Below are 17,035 nucleotides of genomic sequence, written 5' to 3' on the forward strand. Positions count from 1 at the left end.
GGGTCCATCTCATTTCCCACAGGGTGTAGTAGGCTGGCTGATTCGCTCCCACAGATTTATAAAGGTCGCCCGACCTCAACAAAAACACATATCAAGGAAGATATATGTACAAAATCTCTCACCATGGCGCGGTTGATGGCGTCACGGGTTCTTGCCACCGGCTGACGCTGGATTCGGGCGATGCCATTCTTATTGATTGCGGTATGTTTCAGGGTGCTGAGGGCGAGGCCATTTCTGAAGGTCTGGCCAGGGGCGAGTCGCCCATCGATTTCGATATATCGAGGGTTAGGGCGTTAGTCGTCACTCACTGTCACATTGATCACGTCGGGCGTATTCCTTATCTGATGGCGGCGGGTTTTTCTGGCCCTATCTACGCCACTGAAGCAACAGCTCAATTGTTGCCCCTGGTGTTGGAAGATGCTCTGAAAGTCGGTGTTACCCGTGACGAGTCTCTGATTAATAATTTCTTGCGTTTGCTGGATAAGCAGTTGATTGCTGTGCCGTTCAAGGAGTGGTTTGTTCCTGCTTCTATCCCTGCGCTGCAACTCAAGTTTCAGCGCGCAGGGCATATTCTTGGTTCTGCGTATGTTGAATGCGCTGTGGGTGAGAAGTTACGTGGCTCAAAACGTGTCGTGTTTTCGGGGGATCTCGGGGCGCCGTATTCGCCACTACTGCCCGCGCCTAAGTCGCCGTATCGTTGCGATGATCTGGTGATTGAGAGTACTTACGGTGATAAGTGCCACGAGGGCAGGAGAACCCGTCGACAACGTTTGCAGAAGACGATCGAGCGCTGCCTCAAGAATCGGGGGACGGTTCTGATTCCGGCATTTTCGATTGGGCGCACGCAGGAGCTGCTGTATGAGATCGAGGAGATCATTCACCGGGCAACGCACAAGTCGACAAATGATGAGCAAGCAGCCCTGTGGGAGTCACTCGATATCATTGTCGATTCTCCATTAGCTGCTGAATTCACGGCACACTATCGTTCGTTAAAGAAGCTATGGGATGCCGAGGCAAGGCAGCGTCTTCGGTCTGGCCGCCATCCTTTGTCGTTTGAGCAGCTGACGACCATCGAATCTCACCGGGAGCATGTTCAGACCGTCGAATATCTGGCCAACACGGGAAAGCCAGCGATTGTGATTGCCGCAAGTGGCATGTGCGCAGGTGGACGGATGATGAACTACCTGAAGGCTTTGTTACCCGATAAACGCACTGATGTTGTGTTTGTGGGGTATCAGGCTCAGGGGACACCGGGCAGGGACATTCAGAAGTATGGCCCGCGAGGTGGGTATGTCTACCTGGACGGCGAGAAAACAGACATTCGGGCGGGTGTGTATACCTTGTCTGGGTACAGTGCTCATGCGGACCAGAAGGATTTGCTGAACTTTATTAAGCGTATGCGCTACCGCCCCAAAACTGTACGCATTGTTCATGGTGATGATGAGGCGAAAGCCGCGCTGAGGAGTAAGATTCAGCGCCAATTTACTGATTCTCAAGTAGTTATTCCGTGACAATTCATTTTTTTGTCATGGAATGCCTTTAATCTGCGTCGTCTGAAAATTGTGCAATTGCGACAAAGTCGTTCACGAATCGTACGAATAGAACGATTGTCACTCGCCTGACGGTAACTTTACCCATACGGGGGATGGACACTTTCGGACCCCCGTCACATAATTCACATAAAGTTACGTCACGAATCACTATGTGGCGCAAAAAAGGGAATTCGTAGTCAGAGGTAGTTATGACGAAACAAGGACTCATCCGCTCGAATGAGAACTCTTTCGGTGTTCTTTATCGCGTAATCGACCTGTCCATCATTCTGATGACCCTGTTCGTCTGTGTGATTGGCTACGAGATTACTCCGCACGTTGGCTACCTGACAGCGGGCCTTATTGCTTCAATGAGCTATCTTCTCGTGGCTGAGTCTCTGGAGGTTTACCGCTCCTGGCGCGCTGCGACGGCGCTTCGTATGATCACAGTGACTTCGTCTGCCTGGGTGCTGGTTGCCACTGGTCTTATTGTCCTGGCGTTCTTTGCCAAGGTCTCGGAGGATTTTTCTCGCCTCGTCATGGGGACCTGGATGGTAGGTGCTTTAGTTTTTCTGAGTACCTGGCGTCTGATTTTCAGGCTTTTTCTCAAAGAGATCCGGTTGCGCGGTTATAACACTCGCCGGGTTGCCATTGTCGGTGTGAATGAAGCCGCTATCGAAATGCGCAGGCAGATTGATCGGAGCCCAGAGCTTGGCTATCAGTTCTGGGGCTTCTTTGATGATCGTTGTGATGAACGGATCATGGCTGAATACGATGATGTCGAGCTGATGGGAACCATCGACGAACTGATTCATCTCACTCAGTCGGGTAAGTTTGAAGTGATCTTTATCGCTCTGCCGCTGAAAGCCCAGGTACGCATTGCTGAGATTCTGGAAAAATGCGGTGACACAACGGCATCTGTTCACCTTATTCCTGATTTCTTTACGTACAATCTGCTGCATGCCCGCCTGAGCGAGGTTGGCCACATGCAGACGCTGAGCGTGTATGACTCGCCTATCTTTGGCATCAATGACGTTCTTAAGCGGATGTTCGATATTGTCTTTTCGTTGGCTGTGCTTACTGTGATAGCTATTCCTATGCTGGTTATTGCTGGGGCTGTGAAGTTCACTTCTAAAGGGCCGGTTGTCTTTAAACAGATTCGTTATGGACTGGATGGTCGTCGGATTGAGGTCTGGAAATTCCGTAGTATGACGACCATGGATAACGGCGATAAGGTGATGCAGGCGACCAAAGGCGATGCGCGTATTACCCCAGTTGGTGCCTTTATCCGCAAGACGTCGCTGGATGAACTGCCACAATTTATTAATGTTTTGCAGGGTAGTATGTCGGTGGTTGGCCCTCGGCCTCACGCGGTTGCGCACAACGAAGAGTATCGGAAACTGATTCCGTACTACATGCTGCGCCACAAAGTGAAACCTGGTATTACCGGCTGGGCACAAATCAACGGTTATCGCGGCGAAACAGATACGCTGGATAAGATGGAAGGGCGTGTTGAGTACGACCTGGATTATATCCGTAACTGGTCGTTGTGGATGGATGTGAAAATTGTCGTGCTGACCTTCTTTAAAGGGTTTGTCGGGAAACACGTTCACTAGATAATGAAAGCAGAAGCGCAGCGGTGGCCAGCCGTGTTGTTTCTGGTCTATGCCATCGGATTGATCGTGTTAAGTGCGTGCAAGTCGGCTGAGATTGGCTTAACGCAGATACACGGGCTGGAAGCCTGGCTCGGTGGCGACAAAAGCATGCATTTTACATTGTCGGCCATCTTGGCCGTATTGGCTTGTTTTGCGTCGGAACGGGTGTTAGATTTAGCGCCAATTACGCGTACCATTGGCGTTTGCTGCGTGCTGGCAGCAGCCTTATCGCTGGATGAAGGCCTCCAGTACGTTCTGGCCTCACGGCGTTTTGAGTTGCTTGATCTTGCATTCGGATCATTGGGGCTACTGACAGGAGCATTGGGGTACTTGTCAGTAAGGTTTGTCTGGTCGAGAACTAAACCGGCCTGATTTGCTCGCAATCTGGCGAATGGATGGCAAATGGATACTGAGGCTTTGCCTGTGCAGAGTCTTGATTTTTAAGGGGAATACTATGAAGTCTGTAAAAATACCGCTCAGTGTTGCTGTAATGGCCGCCAGCTTTGGCGCACAGGCAGTTGAGCCGCAGGGCATTCTACTCGATAGTGGTATTACATTGCTGCCGTCAGTTGAGTTGTCAGTAGAAGATAATGACAACGTTTACCTGCAACCTGAAGAAACTCAGGAATCGTCAACCGTGACCCGTTTGTCACCTGCAATCGCCATTGCGGCAGATCTGGGGCAGACTCAGCTGGCATTAGGCTTTGCTGCCGAGAAAGGTACGTACTCGGCTGATGAAGACGACAACTATACGGATACTCGTATCAATGTTGGCGCTGATTTCGAAATGACTTCTCGCCATGCTCTGGCATTGAGTGCACAGGTGAACTCTCTGCACGATGCTCGTGGTGCGGGTACTACCGAGGGTTCGGCAGCTCTTGAGATCAAAGACCCTGATGAATACGACGAAAACATCTGGGATGCTGCTTTCACATACGGTAGCGCCAATGCGCTGTTCAACATGACCTTTGGTCTGAACCGTTATGAAAAAGAATATCAGAACAACCTGAACGTAGCCGCCACTGCTAACCGTGACCACGTCAAAACGACCTTGAGTGTTGATACGGCGATTTACGTGAGTGATCGAAGCAACTTCCTGATTGATTTGAGCACAGCAAATATTGACTACAACGAAGACAACATCATCACCGAAGGTCGTGAAGGTAGCCTGACCAAAGCGCTGGTGGGTATGTCTTACGATCTCACAGGTAAGCTGAGTGGTAGTGCCAAAGTGGGTGCTGCGCAACGTAACTTCGATTCAGACGACGTTGATTCTGATACGGCTCTGAGTTGGGAAGTGCAGGGCATCTGGACGCCACGTACCTACTCAACGATTACGGTGTTCACTTCTCAGGCATCGAACGAAGCGAGCAGTGTAGGTAACTATATCGACAGCAAGTACTCGATGGTTAGTTGGGAGCATGAGTTCTCAGAATTTTTTGCTCTGACTGCTGACGTCTCTCTTGCGAGCGATACCTACTATAATGAAGCAGACGATCGTGAAGATGACACTCTTACTTATGGTCTGAAGGGTACCTATTCGCCGACTACGTCACTCGATGTATATGGCAGCCTGAAACAGGCAGAGCGTGATTCTTCGACCGCTGGCCTGGACTACGACCAGCAAGTTGTCACTCTGGGTGTTGTACTGGCGATCTGATAGATCAATCGCTTGTTCGGGGCGGACATAGCCCCGAGCCTCCTCTGATGTAATAACAAAGAGTACCTCCATGCTGCGCTTTTTTGGCCTGCTTCTGATTGCAATTTCCCTCCCATCTTTCGCTAATGAAAATGCTTACCGCCTGGGTGCTGGTGACCTGATTTCTATCAGTGTCTACGATGAGCCCGATCTGAGCCTTGAGTTACGTATTGGTTTGTCGGGCACGATCTCCTATCCCTTGCTGGGTGATGTCGATGTTGAGGGCTTGAGCCCGAAGCAGCTCGAGTTGAAATTGTTGGAGAAACTCAAAGGCCCGTATCTTGTTGACCCTAGTGTGTCTGTCTCCATCATGGAGTACCGGCCTTTTTACGTCACCGGGGAAGTCGAAAAACCGGGTAGTTATTCTTTCCATCCTGGCCTTACGGTAGAGCGGGCTATATCTATCGCTGGCGGCTTGACGGAACGTGCATCTAAAAACCGCATTTATGTGGTTCGAGATAAAGCGGCTGATGAGGTAGTGACTCAGTCAATCCAGAAAGAGAAAGCGAAACTTGCCGATGTCGTGCGACCAGGCGATGTGATTACCATTGAGCAGGGCTTCTTCTAAGTAGAATTGTATGGATAACCAGATGAAGAGTGCAGGTATGAATAATCATGCAGCCGTTGAGGTCATTGATCTCTCTCATTATTGGCAGGTGATTCGCCGACAGCTGAAAAAAATTATTCTGTTCAGCGCTATTATTACTGTGATTGCGGTGCTTGTTGCTCTTGCAATAACTCCTGTATACCGCGCAACTGCGACGATTCTTATTGAAGCTGAAGAAGCTAAAGTACTTTCTATTGAGGAAGTTTACGGGCTTGGTTCTGCCTCAGATGAGTATTATCAAACTCAGTTTGAGATTCTTAAGTCCCGAGAGCTGGCTAAGCGTACGGTTCTTGAACTAGGGCTGATCGATAATCCAGAGTTTAACCCTGCTCACCCTGCCAACAAAAAGTCCTTCTCTATTAAAGAAATGATTTTGGGGGAGGCAGAGCCGCTGACAGAAGAAGAGATATTGGCTGAAACGGTCGATACCTTCTGGGAAGCAGTGTCAATTTCGCCGGTACGTAAAACTCAGCTGGTAAAGGTTTCCGTAGACAGTGAGTCTGCTGAAATGGCGCGTGTGGCCGCAAATGCCATGGCGCAACAATTTATTGAAAGTCAGCTTGACGCAAAAGTAGAAGTTACGCAGCAGGCAGCAGGCTGGCTGAGTGACCGTCTGGGTGGCTTGAAGGCTAAGCTTGAAGCATCTGAACGTAAGCTACAGCAATATCGTGAAGACAACGATCTGGTTGATGTCGAGGGTGTCGATACGCTGGTTGCCAAAGAAATTGACCAGATAACGGAAGCCTTAGTTGAGGCTCGTGCCCGCAGGTTGGAGCTTCAGGGAACTTATGAACAGCTGCAGTCATTAGGTGCACTGAATTACGATAACTTATCGAGTCTGCCAAGTATCATCAGTAACCCCGTTGTCGTTAATCTGCGTGATGCAGAAACTCAGGCCGAACTGAAAGTTTCTGAACTGAAAAAGCGCTATGGTCCGCTTCATCCTAAGATGATCGCTGCGGAATCTGATCTCGAGGCGGTTCGTGAGTCTGTTTTAACGCAGATGAAGCGGATCGCGACGTCGATTGAAAGCAACTACCTGGTTGCTCAAAGCAAAGAAAACTCTCTTGAGAAAGCACTAAGAAACTCTAAGTCCGATGTGCGTAACTTGAATAGAACTGAATTTACTCTGAGTGAATATCAGCGCGAGGTGCGGACTAACCGTCAGCTGTACGAGGCTTTCTTTAATCGCGTCAGTGAGACAAGTGCAACCGGAGACCTGCAAACGGCGAACGCCCGTGTGGTGGACCCGGCCATTAAACCTGTGGAACCGATCAAGCCGAACAAAAAATTAATTGTTCTGTTGGCTCTCGTAGTCAGCGGTATGTTCGGTGTCGCACTGGCTTTCTTACTGGATATTCTCGATTCAACCATCAAGAATCTGGACGATGTTGAGCGTAAGCTTGATGTACCTATGCTTGGACTGTTGCCTCTGGTAGGTAAAAAGCAGGATGCGGGTGATGCAGAGCAGATGGTACGGGCGTTTGTCGGCGAAGGGATGGATGGCTTCAGGGAATCTGTTCGTACCTTACGTACGGGGCTGACGCTAGCAAGTATGGAGCAGCCTGCGTCGGTTATTCTGGTGACCTCATCGGTGCCGAGCGAAGGCAAAACGACCACCTCGACGAATATTGCTGAAGCTTTTGGGCAGATGGAAAAGACTCTATTGATTGACTGCGATATGCGTCGTCCGTCGGTTGCGAAGAAGTTAGGGTTGGCTCCGCATGTTCCGGGTCTGTCTAACGCGGTTGCTTACCCGGATATGTTGGATGAATGTATTCAGTCGCGCCCAGAGCTGGGTATTGATGTGATTTCAGCCGGACCGATTCCACCTAACCCGCTTGAGTTGCTGGGTTCGAAGAATTTCCGTGACATCCTCGATACACTCCGTGGGCGTTATCAGCGCATTATTATTGACTCTGCGCCTATGCAGGCCGTGAGCGATGCCTTGTACCTGTCGACTCTGGTAGATGGCGTTGTCTATGTCGTTAAGGCGGATGCGACGAAAGACAAGCTCGCGCAGGATGGCTTGAGTAAGCTTGATAACAATAATGCCCGCGTGCTGGGCGTGGTGTTGAATCAGGTGAATATTGATCGCGAAGCCAAATACGCTGATTCCTATGCGGGCTACTACGATGTTTACGGATATTCATCGAAGTCTGTTCAGGGGTAATGGGGCGTAACTTGATAGGTGGGTCACGAGTAGCGGGTGTTATTTCTCGCTATTGGTGGCTTATTTTATTGCCCGCTTTATTCGCGGCCTACTTAGCGTTGGTTTCTTTGCTGACTGAGTTAGGTAAAGCCTCGGACACGGACTCCGGAACCAGTCCGTATTTTGAATCTGCGTTGACTCTCGCCCCCTGGCACTCTGATGCTGCTGCTTCTTACGCTTCTTATTTACGAGCTTACGCTGTGACGCTTCCATTGGATGCTGAACGTGAGGCGCTTCTTGAAAGAGTGCTCGCACTTTACGAGCGGGCGATGGAAGGTAGGCCCCTTTGGCCTTATTACCATCTGGGGGCGTTTGATGCGGAGTACCTTCTTAACCGTTCAGCGGAATCGATTCAGGCTCGCTTCGATCGGGTTACGTCGCTTGCGCCTAACGAACGAGGGTTAGACCGAAATCTACTTGAGTTGTCTCTCTACAGTTGGAACAAGTTACGTTCAGACCAGAAACAATGGGTAGTACTACGCCTCCAGAAGACCCAGGGCACGATCCGGCGGGACATGCTGGACATCATCAAAGAGCTTAAAGCCTACAACCTCAACCTGTGTACTGAGATGCCCTGGAAGCTCGTAAGGCGCGCCTGCCAGTAATCCGATAGACATGGCACACTGATTGCTGAATCTCATGGATATGATTTAAAGCGTCAGGAGTTTGACTATGTTCGATGGGAAAAGCATTCTGGTCACGGGTGGCACTGGGTCATTTGGCCATGCTTTTGTTCCGATGACGCTTGAGAAGTACAACCCGCGCCGGATCATTGTGTTTTCTCGTGATGAGATGAAGCAGTGGGAGATGGCGAAGCTCTTCGAGGGTGATCCCAGGGTTCGTTTCTTCATTGGCGATGTACGAGATAAAGACCGTTTGTATCGAGCCTTAGATGGCGTTGATTATGTGGTGCATGCTGCGGCGACTAAGATCGTTCCGATCGCTGAGTACAACCCGTTCGAGTGCGTAAAAACTAACATCAATGGCGCGATGAATGTGATTGATGCCTGTATCGATCACGGTATCGAAAGCTGTGTGGCGCTTTCTACGGATAAGGCCAGTTCTCCGGTCAATCTCTATGGTGCGACTAAGCTCGCCTCGGATAAGTTGTTTGTGTCGGGTAATGCGTATTCGGGCGAGCATGGCACCAACTTCTCGGTCGTGCGCTACGGCAATGTGATGGGCTCGCGCGGGTCTGTGATTCCGTTCTTTCAGTCGATTAAGGAGTCGGGTGTGTTACCGATTACTGATGATCGAATGACACGCTTTATGATCTCACTAGAGGATGCCGTGAAACTGGTCTGGCATGCTTTTGAAGACATGGTCGGCGGTGAAATCTACGTGAAGAAAATTCCGTCGATGAAGGTAACGGATCTTGCGCGTGTTGTGGCCCCGGAAGCCGAACAGAAGGTCGTAGGTATCCGCCCGGGCGAAAAGCTGCATGAGCAGATGATTGGCAGTGAGGATTCGTTCCACACTTACGAGTACGACGAACATTTTAAAATTCTGCCGAGTATCAACGGTTGGGACCATTGCCCTGAGCGTATAAAAGACGGCAAGCTGGTACCCGAAGGCTTTACCTATTCAAGTGATAATAACTCAGAGTGGATGACCGATGCTGAGCTTCAGCATTGGATTGAGCATAACCGGGATAGAATCGGGAAGATTTAACTATGATCCCATACGGGCGCCAGAACATTACGAGCGAGGATATCAAAGCGGTCACTGAAGCACTTCAGTCTGACTTCCTGACTCAGGGGCCGGCTGTCCCTGCCTTTGAATCCGCGGTTTGTGATGCCGTTGGTGCGGCGTTTGGTGTAGCTGTTAACAGTGCTACCTCTGCACTTCATATCGCTTGTCTGGCCTTAGGAGTAGGCAGGGGACGTCGAGTCTGGACCAGCCCGGTAACCTTTGTTGCTTCTGCTAATTGTGCTCTTTACTGCGGTGCTGACGTTGATTTTGTCGACATCGATAGCCAGACCTACAACCTCAGTATCGAGGCTCTGACCGAAAAGCTCGTTGAGGCTGAGCAGGCGGGTACTTTACCTGATGTGCTGATCCCCGTTCATTTAGCTGGCCAGTCGTGCGACATGAAGGCCATCGCTGACCTCGCAGAACGTTTTAATTTCAAAGTCATTGAAGATGCTTCTCATGCGATAGGGGCAGATTATGCCGGTTTGCCGGTAGGGAATTGCCGTTACTCTGATATTACTGTCTTCAGCTTTCATCCAGTAAAGATTATTACGACGGGTGAGGGCGGTATGACAGTGACTCAGGATGAGGAGCTGGCGAATACTATGGCGCGGTTGCGCTCGCACGGCATTACCCGTGATCCAGCTTTGATGACTCAAGAGCCCGATGGTGATTGGTATTACCAGCAGCAGGAGCTTGGTTTTAACTATCGCATGACGGACCTTCAGGCGGCCTTGGGCGTTAGTCAGATGCAGCGCCTGAGTCAGTTTATTGAGCAACGACGCGCACTGGCTGAACGATATTTTTCGCTATTGAGTAGCCTGCCGGTGACGTTGCCGTACCAGGCCGAGTGGTCAGTATCGGCCTGGCATTTGTACATATTGAGAATTAAACCTGATCTGATTAAGAAATCGCAGAAGCAGGTATTTAAGGAACTCCGTGAGGCGGGCATTGGCGTTAATCTGCATTATATTCCGGTGCATTTGCAGCCGTATTACGCTGCTCGTGGCTTTGCGATGGGGGACTTCCCTGCGGCCGAGAAATATTACACAGAAGCGATCAGTATCCCGTTATTTCACGGAATGACAGAAGAACAGCAGAACACGGTAGCTAACGTTTTGGAGGACGTTCTGATATGAGTCGGATCGCTGTGATACCCGCTCGCGGTGGCAGTAAGCGGATTCCACGAAAGAACATTAAGCATTTTGCGGGTAAACCGATGATCGCCTGGTCGATTGATGCAGCGATTCAATGTGGATTGTTCGACCGTATTATTGTCTCTACCGATGACGATGAAATTGCTGAAATAGCCCGCACACTCGGAGCTGAAGTTCCGTTTATGCGCCCGGCGTATCTGTCGGATGATCATACGGCCACGATTCCGGTCATTGCGCATGCAATCGATACTCTTATTGACGAAGGCGAGGCCCCTGTTGATGTTTGTTGTATCTACGCAACCGCCCCCTTTATTTCAGCAGACGATTTAGAGGCTTCTTATAAGCAGTTTAAGCGCACAGACAGCATGTATTGTTTTACCGCAACAGAGTTTGCGGCGCCGATCTTCCGCTCCTTTCAGGTAGAAGATGATCATTCTGTCGAGATGTTCTGGCCAGAAAACTTTGAAAAGCGCAGCCAGGATCTACCGGTGGCGTATCACGATGCAGGACAATTCTACTGGGGCCACGCCAAAGCCTGGATGGATGGCGATCTTATTTTTGCTCCGCATTCTCAGGCGTTCGTCATTCCTCGATGGCGGGTTCAGGATATTGATACTCCAGATGATTGGGCGAGAGCAGAACTGATGGCTCCGGCAATTCTGGGGTAACGCATGAAAATTGCGTTTCGTTGCGATGCATCAGAGAGAGTAGGTACAGGGCATGTAATGCGCTGCCTGACTCTGGCACGTGCAGCCATGACGCAGGGGCATGAGGTTTGCTTTTTTGTTTCTGATATCGATGCTGCTCTTGAGAAGCGAATCAATGCGACTGGTATCCGGATTATCAGGCTTCCTTCGCTGGAATATGGCTGTCAGCAATCATCGGTAGCAATTGAAGCTGAATACGAAACAAGTCAGCAGGAGACTGAGGCCCGGTACTTTTTAAGTACAGTGGCGGGCTATCAGCTTGACTGGATCGTCGTCGATCATTACGGCTACGGTGAGCCATGGATCTCGGCAATTAAACGCGCGGGCTATTGTTTGCTTTTAATCGAAGACTGGCCGCACCGGAAAGTCAGTGCTGACTTACTTCTTGACCCAAGACCAGGCGCCGTTGCTTCAGATTATCAAGAGTATATTCGTTCTGAAAAGGTACTCTCTGGCTCTGGTTTTAATCTTATCCGTGAGGAGTTTTTTGCTGAACCTTGCAGTTCTTCCAGAAGAGTTCAGCGGGTTTTACTTAATCTGGGCGGATACGACCATCGTGGTCTAAGTGCTGATATTCTCGATGCATTGGCCAGCGAAGACTTCGTCAATAAGCTAAGTTTTACCGTGCTTTTGAGTCAGTCATCTCCTGCATTTTCTCGTATTCAGTCTCGTAGTCAGAGCAGCGAATATCCATTTTCGGTGAACTTAATTGATCACTGCGACGATATGGCAGGCCTGTATCGCTCTCACGATGTTTGTATTGGTGCATCTGGAGGTTCTCTGTGGGAACGGGTCGCTATGAGATTGCCTACTGCATTGGTGATTGTTGCTGATAATCAGAAACCCCAGGCCAGTTATGCTGAAGATAATGGCCTGGTAAAAGTCGTAGCAGACTACTCTGGCACAGCTGGCAGTTTTGATACCTCCGCGTTCAGAAGTCTTGTTGAATCTGATGAGGTGCGTCAGAGTATGCAGGATAGCTCAGCCAACCTCATTGAGAAGAGTGGCAGTCGGTGTGTTATCCAGGCCGTTGAAAACACAAAGCCGGAAGGCATGACTCTGCGCTCCGCGATAGTGAGTGACATGCGGGATTTCTATCGTTGGCAGAAGCAACCCGGAGCCCGTCGTTTTTTCCGTACGCCACAACTGCCGCGCTGGTCGCAACACAGACGTTGGTATCAAGGTGTTATGTCTGACGCTTCGGTTAGCCTGTATATCGTTCTATTTAACGGAGAGAAGGCGGGCTACGTGCGAGTGGATGGCGCTGTAACTAGTTCTAAAAGTAGTTCTGTAGGTAGCTCTTTAGGTAGCTCAGAAGTATCTATCCTTATCAGCCGGAACTTTCGCGGGCGGAAGCTTGCTGTTAACGCATTGAAAGCGCTTGTAAGTCGTTATCCCGAAACACGTTTTTGCGCCGATGTTGCTCCCGGTAATTTTGCCTCGCGGAAAGTATTCAAACGAGCGGGCTTTCAGAAAACAGGAGGACGTCGCTATGAGTACTGATATTGCGTCTGCATATATTATTGCGAGCAATAAAGAGTGGCATCGAACCTCGTTTGAAACTTTGAAGGAAGAGTACGAAGGCGATTGGTACTGGGTATCGACGCCTGATGAATTGCTCGAAGCTGTCAGGGAGATCGAGTCTCCGCGTTATATATTTTTCTTGCACTGGAGTCATCATGTGCCCGAAAGCGTATGGGCGCAGCATGAGTGCGTGTGCTTCCATATGACGGACCTGCCCTACGGGCGAGGTGGCAGCCCATTGCAGAATTTGATTCTTCGCGGTCATCAGGAAACGGTGCTTACTGCGTTCCGAATGGTCGAGGCTATGGATGCCGGGCCTGTTTATGCGAAACGGGGCTTATCCCTGAGTGGCACGGCAGAACAGATCTACAGAAGAGTGGGGGAGTTATCGACGGATATCATTCGCTCAATGATTGTTGAGCAACCTGAACCTGAAGATCAGACGGGTGAAGTCGTTGTGTTTAAGCGTCGTACACCGGAGGAGAGTGAAATTCCGAACGGTGCTTCCCCTGAGATACTTTATGATTTCATACGTATGCTGGATGCCGATGGTTACCCTCATGCGTTCAGTCGTTCTGGCCAGTACATTCTGCGCTACACGGATGCCGAATTACATGAGGGCGAACTGAAAGCGAGCGTTGTTATTTCTTTAACAGGTTCAGAAAGATCAACATCCGAAGTAAAACAGAGAGAGAAGCCATGACGTTTTCTATTTCAGGCCGAAAGATAGGCGCCTCTTTCAAGCCGTATATTATTGCTGAGGTGTCTGCTAATCATAACGGCGATCTCGCAAAAGCGTTGCAGACCATTGATGCGGCCGCTGATGCAGGGGCCAGCGCAGTCAAAATTCAGACTTATACTGCAGACACCATGACCATCGACTGCGATTTACCTGATTTTCAGATTCATGGTGGTTTGTGGGATGGCTACAAGCTTTACGACCTCTATAAGTGGGCCGAAACGCCTTATGAATGGCATAAGGCCATGTTCGATCATGCAAAGGCGCGAGGTATTACTTTGTTTTCTACGCCGTTCGATGAGTCGGCTGTAGAGCTTCTGGAATCGCTAAATACGCCTGCATACAAAGTCGCGTCGTTTGAGCTGACTGATATCCCATTAATTCGCTGTATTGCAGCCACCGGTAAACCTTTGATCATGTCGACGGGAATGGCGAGCCTGGAAGAAGTGAAAGAGGCGGTAGATGCCGCGCGCGCTTCTGGTTGCAAGGATCTGGTGTTGCTGCACTGCATCAGTAGCTATCCAGCGCCGATGGAGCAGGCGAATATCCGCCAGATGGCCACCCTTGAGAAAGAGTTTGGCGTTACCGTTGGGTTGTCTGATCATACGTTAGGAACCGTCGCTTCCGTGGCTGCTGTTTCCTTAGGCGCGAGTGTGATCGAGAAACACTTTACCCTGAGCCGGGAAGACAAAGGTCCGGACAGTGAGTTCTCTATTGAGCCGCACGAGTTGAAGCAGTTAGTCGAGGACGCAAATAACGCCTGGGCTGCATTGGGTAGTGAGGCTTATACCCGACAAAAAGCTGAAGAGCCGAACCGCCGATTCCGCCGGTCTTTGTACTTTGTTAAAGATCTGCCCGCGGGCCATATTGTCAGAGAGAATGATATCCGTCGTATTCGTCCCGGTTTCGGTCTGGCGCCTAAATATTACGATGATGTCATCGGCCGTGCGCTAAGTGATTCAGTAAGCCGGGGTACACCCGTGCAATGGGAGGCGTTTGATGAGTGAGATTGTGTTGGTTGTTGCTGCCCATCCCGATGATGAAGTTCTTGGGTGTGGTGGCACTATAGCCAGGCATACTGCCGCAGGTGATCAGGTTCATGTTTTGTTTATGGCAGATGGCGAAGCCTCTCGTGAAGAGGCTGATATTACGCAACGCCGTTTGGCCGCAAACAATTGCGCCGATGCGCTCGGAATATCAGAACGGATCTTTTTAGACTGGCCTGATAATAAATTGGATTCTGTGCCATTACTGGATGTCGTACAGAGCCTTGAGCCACATATCCGTCGCTTAAACCCTTCAATTGTTTATACCCACTTTTGGGGTGATTTGAATATTGATCATCGCGTGACTGCTCAGGCGGTCATGACAGCATGTCGTCCCCAGCCGGACTCTTTGCCTGCCTTAAAACGTATTCTTTCATTTGAGGTTCTTTCCAGTACCGAATGGTCAATGAATGAAACGTTTGTGCCGAATTATTGGATAGATATAACTGCCACCATTGAGGAAAAAATGTCGGCACTCGCACCGTACGACTCAGAGATGCGTGAGTACCCCCATACCCGCTCATATCAGAATATACGTCAGTTAGCCGGCCTTCGGGGCGCATCTGTTGGTGTGGAATATGCGGAAGCCTTTATGTTGTTGCGGGCGGTAGAGAAGTCAGTATGACGACGCCATTGTCTGTCCTTATTGTTGGATGTGGACGAATCGCAGGCGGGTTCGATGAAAAGCGCTCGACGGAAGAGCACGCGCTGTCGCATGCCGGTGCTTACAGTAAGCGATCCGATGTCGTACTCGCTGCTTGCGTCGATCCTGATATTGAGATTGCGGAGAGATTTGCAGAACGTTGGTCAGTCAGTGAAGCGTACCCGGGGTGCGAAGAAATACCAGCTGAATGTGAATTTGATATTGTCAGTATCTGTACTCCAACCGCCGTGCACAGTAGCTCAATTGAGGATGTATTTCGCTTCAGACCGAAAGTAATATTTCTTGAGAAACCTGTATCGGCTTCTGCAGATACGAGTCAGGCGTTACTGGATAAATGCAGGCAGCATAATATCGCCTTGATTGTTAATTACAGTCGCCGTTGGGATTCAGTGCTGGCTGAGCTTAAAAATGGTCTGGAAACCAAGAGTGCAGAATGGCCGGGTTCGCTTAAAGCGGTCACCGCGGTGTACAACAAGGGCATACGCAATAACGGCTCTCACCTTCTGGACTTGTTGGCGGGTGTGGTCGGCGTGCTGAGCCCAGAGTGGGCTGCGGTTCGCCCAGGCAACGCACGTAAGGATGATCCTGATATCGATATGGTCCTGATGTCTGATCGTGGAATACGCTGTTCTCTAAATAGTACGGACTCGGATGATTTCGCTCAGTTTGAGCTGACGTTTCTGACTGATAAAGGCGAATTCCGTATGCTTGATGGTGGGCTTCGCTGGAGCGAACGGAGGGTTGAAGAAAGCCCGGAGTTTGCCGGCTATAAGCGTTTGGGTAAAGAAATCGCATGTTCCGGTGGATATCTTCCAGTGATGGAAAAAGCCATATCTGAAGTGATAGATCTCGCACTGCTCAGTCAGTCTGGCCCTATTGATTATCGGGCTGCGGAGCAGGCGGTAGAAACGGAACGTTTGATAGAACAGATTCTGGAACGAGTAGATGACTAATACAAACGAATTACTGGATGCCATGCGTTCAGAAACCCTTGCTCTTGAGGGTGGCGCGCCTGTTATTACGCATGAGTTTCCGCGTTATAACAGCCTTGGCAAAGAAGAGCAGGATGCTGTGCAGAAGGTTATGGAAAGTGGTGTTCTGTCTCAGTTTCTGGGTTGCTGGCACGACGATTTTTATGGCGGCAGCAAGGTACAGGCGTTCGAGGCACAGTGCGCTGACTACTTTGGTGTTAAGCACGCTATCACGGTCAACTCCTGGACCTCAGGTCTGATCGCTGCGGTGGGTGCTCTTGATATCGAACCGGGTGATGAAATTATCGTAACGCCATGGACTATGTGTGCCAGTGCGACGGCCATCCTACATTGGAATGCCATCCCGGTATTTGCAGATATCGATCCGCAAACATTTAACCTTGATCCAGAATCGGTGCGGAGAAATATTTCAGAAAAAACCCGGGCTATCATGGCCGTCGATATTTTTGGGCAGTCGGCCGATATGGAGGCGCTTCGAGCCATTGCTGATGAGTTTAATCTGAAAATTATCTCCGATACCGCGCAGGCACCCGCCGCGAAGTACAAAGGAAAATGGGCGGGCACCCTGGGGGATATTGGTGGTTATAGTCTGAATTACCACAAACATATTCATACCGGTGAGGGGGGTGTCGTTGTTACCAACGATGATGCACTCGCGGAGCGTGTCCGCTTGATACGCAATCATGCAGAAGCCGTGTTGCCTGACCGGGAGGCTATGCCGATCAATAACATGCTTGGTTATAACTTCCGCTTGGGAGAAATTGAGTGCGCGATTGGCATGGAGCAGTTGAAGAAGCTAAATGGGCTGGTTG

Annotated in this window: 16 protein-coding genes; all 16 read left to right on the top strand. The window is 50.0% G+C overall.

What is annotated here, in order from left to right; translation table 11 throughout:
* Positions 1-104: 104 nt before the first annotated feature.
* Positions 105-1,511, top strand: a complete 1,407-nt coding sequence (locus B2R29_RS03275; protein ID WP_301179776.1) for an MBL fold metallo-hydrolase RNA specificity domain-containing protein — start codon at positions 105-107, stop codon at positions 1,509-1,511.
* 230 nt (positions 1,512-1,741) lie between these two features.
* A complete protein-coding gene (locus B2R29_RS03280) occupies positions 1,742-3,145 on the top strand; it encodes an undecaprenyl-phosphate glucose phosphotransferase (RefSeq protein WP_301179777.1) in 1,404 nt (467 codons plus the stop codon).
* A 33-nt stretch (positions 3,146-3,178) separates the two neighbouring features.
* Positions 3,179-3,556, top strand: coding sequence for a hypothetical protein (locus tag B2R29_RS03285; RefSeq protein ID WP_301179778.1), 378 nt, complete (start codon positions 3,179-3,181; stop codon positions 3,554-3,556).
* Between the two features lie 82 nt (positions 3,557-3,638).
* Positions 3,639-4,844 carry an outer membrane beta-barrel protein gene (locus B2R29_RS03290; protein WP_301179779.1) on the top strand — a complete coding sequence of 402 codons (1,206 nt, stop codon included), beginning with the start codon at positions 3,639-3,641 and terminating at the stop codon, positions 4,842-4,844.
* Positions 4,845-4,914: 70 nt separating this feature from the next.
* Positions 4,915-5,451 (top strand): polysaccharide biosynthesis/export family protein, encoded by a 537-nt coding sequence (locus B2R29_RS03295; protein ID WP_301179780.1) that lies wholly within the window; start codon positions 4,915-4,917, stop codon positions 5,449-5,451.
* Positions 5,452-5,488: 37 nt separating this feature from the next.
* A complete protein-coding gene (locus tag B2R29_RS03300; protein WP_301179781.1) occupies positions 5,489-7,663 on the top strand; it encodes a GumC family protein in 2,175 nt (724 codons plus the stop codon).
* 68 nt (positions 7,664-7,731) lie between these two features.
* Positions 7,732-8,307: a hypothetical protein gene (locus B2R29_RS03305; protein ID WP_301179782.1), complete on the top strand. Its 576-nt coding sequence runs from the start codon at positions 7,732-7,734 to the stop codon at positions 8,305-8,307.
* Positions 8,308-8,374: 67 nt separating this feature from the next.
* Positions 8,375-9,373 carry a UDP-N-acetylglucosamine 4,6-dehydratase (inverting) gene (pseB, locus tag B2R29_RS03310; protein ID WP_301179783.1) on the top strand — a complete coding sequence of 333 codons (999 nt, stop codon included), beginning with the start codon at positions 8,375-8,377 and terminating at the stop codon, positions 9,371-9,373.
* A gap of 2 nt (positions 9,374-9,375) precedes the next feature.
* On the top strand, positions 9,376-10,533 hold the full coding sequence (gene pseC, locus B2R29_RS03315) for a UDP-4-amino-4,6-dideoxy-N-acetyl-beta-L-altrosamine transaminase (RefSeq protein WP_301179784.1): 1,158 nt from the start codon (positions 9,376-9,378) through the stop codon (positions 10,531-10,533).
* Entirely contained in the window at positions 10,530-11,219 is a 690-nt protein-coding gene (pseF, locus tag B2R29_RS03320) for a pseudaminic acid cytidylyltransferase (RefSeq protein ID WP_297532798.1), read from the top strand. The genes pseC and pseF overlap by 4 nt, the downstream gene beginning before the upstream one ends.
* Before the next feature lie 3 nt (positions 11,220-11,222).
* The gene (gene pseG / locus B2R29_RS03325) at positions 11,223-12,761 is read left to right on the top strand and encodes a UDP-2,4-diacetamido-2,4,6-trideoxy-beta-L-altropyranose hydrolase (RefSeq protein WP_301179785.1); all 1,539 of its coding nucleotides are present in this window, start codon (positions 11,223-11,225) and stop codon (positions 12,759-12,761) included.
* Entirely contained in the window at positions 12,751-13,485 is a 735-nt protein-coding gene (locus B2R29_RS03330; RefSeq protein ID WP_301179786.1) for a hypothetical protein, read from the top strand. The genes pseG and B2R29_RS03330 overlap by 11 nt, the downstream gene beginning before the upstream one ends.
* Positions 13,482-14,528, top strand: a complete 1,047-nt coding sequence (pseI, locus tag B2R29_RS03335; protein WP_301179787.1) for a pseudaminic acid synthase — start codon at positions 13,482-13,484, stop codon at positions 14,526-14,528. The genes B2R29_RS03330 and pseI overlap by 4 nt, the downstream gene beginning before the upstream one ends.
* Before the next feature lie 4 nt (positions 14,529-14,532).
* Positions 14,533-15,192 carry a PIG-L deacetylase family protein gene (locus B2R29_RS03340; RefSeq protein WP_301179788.1) on the top strand — a complete coding sequence of 220 codons (660 nt, stop codon included), beginning with the start codon at positions 14,533-14,535 and terminating at the stop codon, positions 15,190-15,192.
* Positions 15,189-16,184 (top strand): Gfo/Idh/MocA family protein, encoded by a 996-nt coding sequence (locus tag B2R29_RS03345; protein ID WP_301179789.1) that lies wholly within the window; start codon positions 15,189-15,191, stop codon positions 16,182-16,184. The genes B2R29_RS03340 and B2R29_RS03345 overlap by 4 nt, the downstream gene beginning before the upstream one ends.
* Positions 16,177-17,035 (top strand): DegT/DnrJ/EryC1/StrS family aminotransferase (locus B2R29_RS03350; protein WP_301179790.1); only part of this gene is annotated, 859 nt, incomplete at its 3' end. The genes B2R29_RS03345 and B2R29_RS03350, both read left to right, overlap by 8 nt.

The organism is Thalassolituus sp. UBA3500 (assembly GCF_002377545.1).
Classification (GTDB): Bacteria; Pseudomonadota; Gammaproteobacteria; order Pseudomonadales; family Oceanobacteraceae; genus Thalassolituus.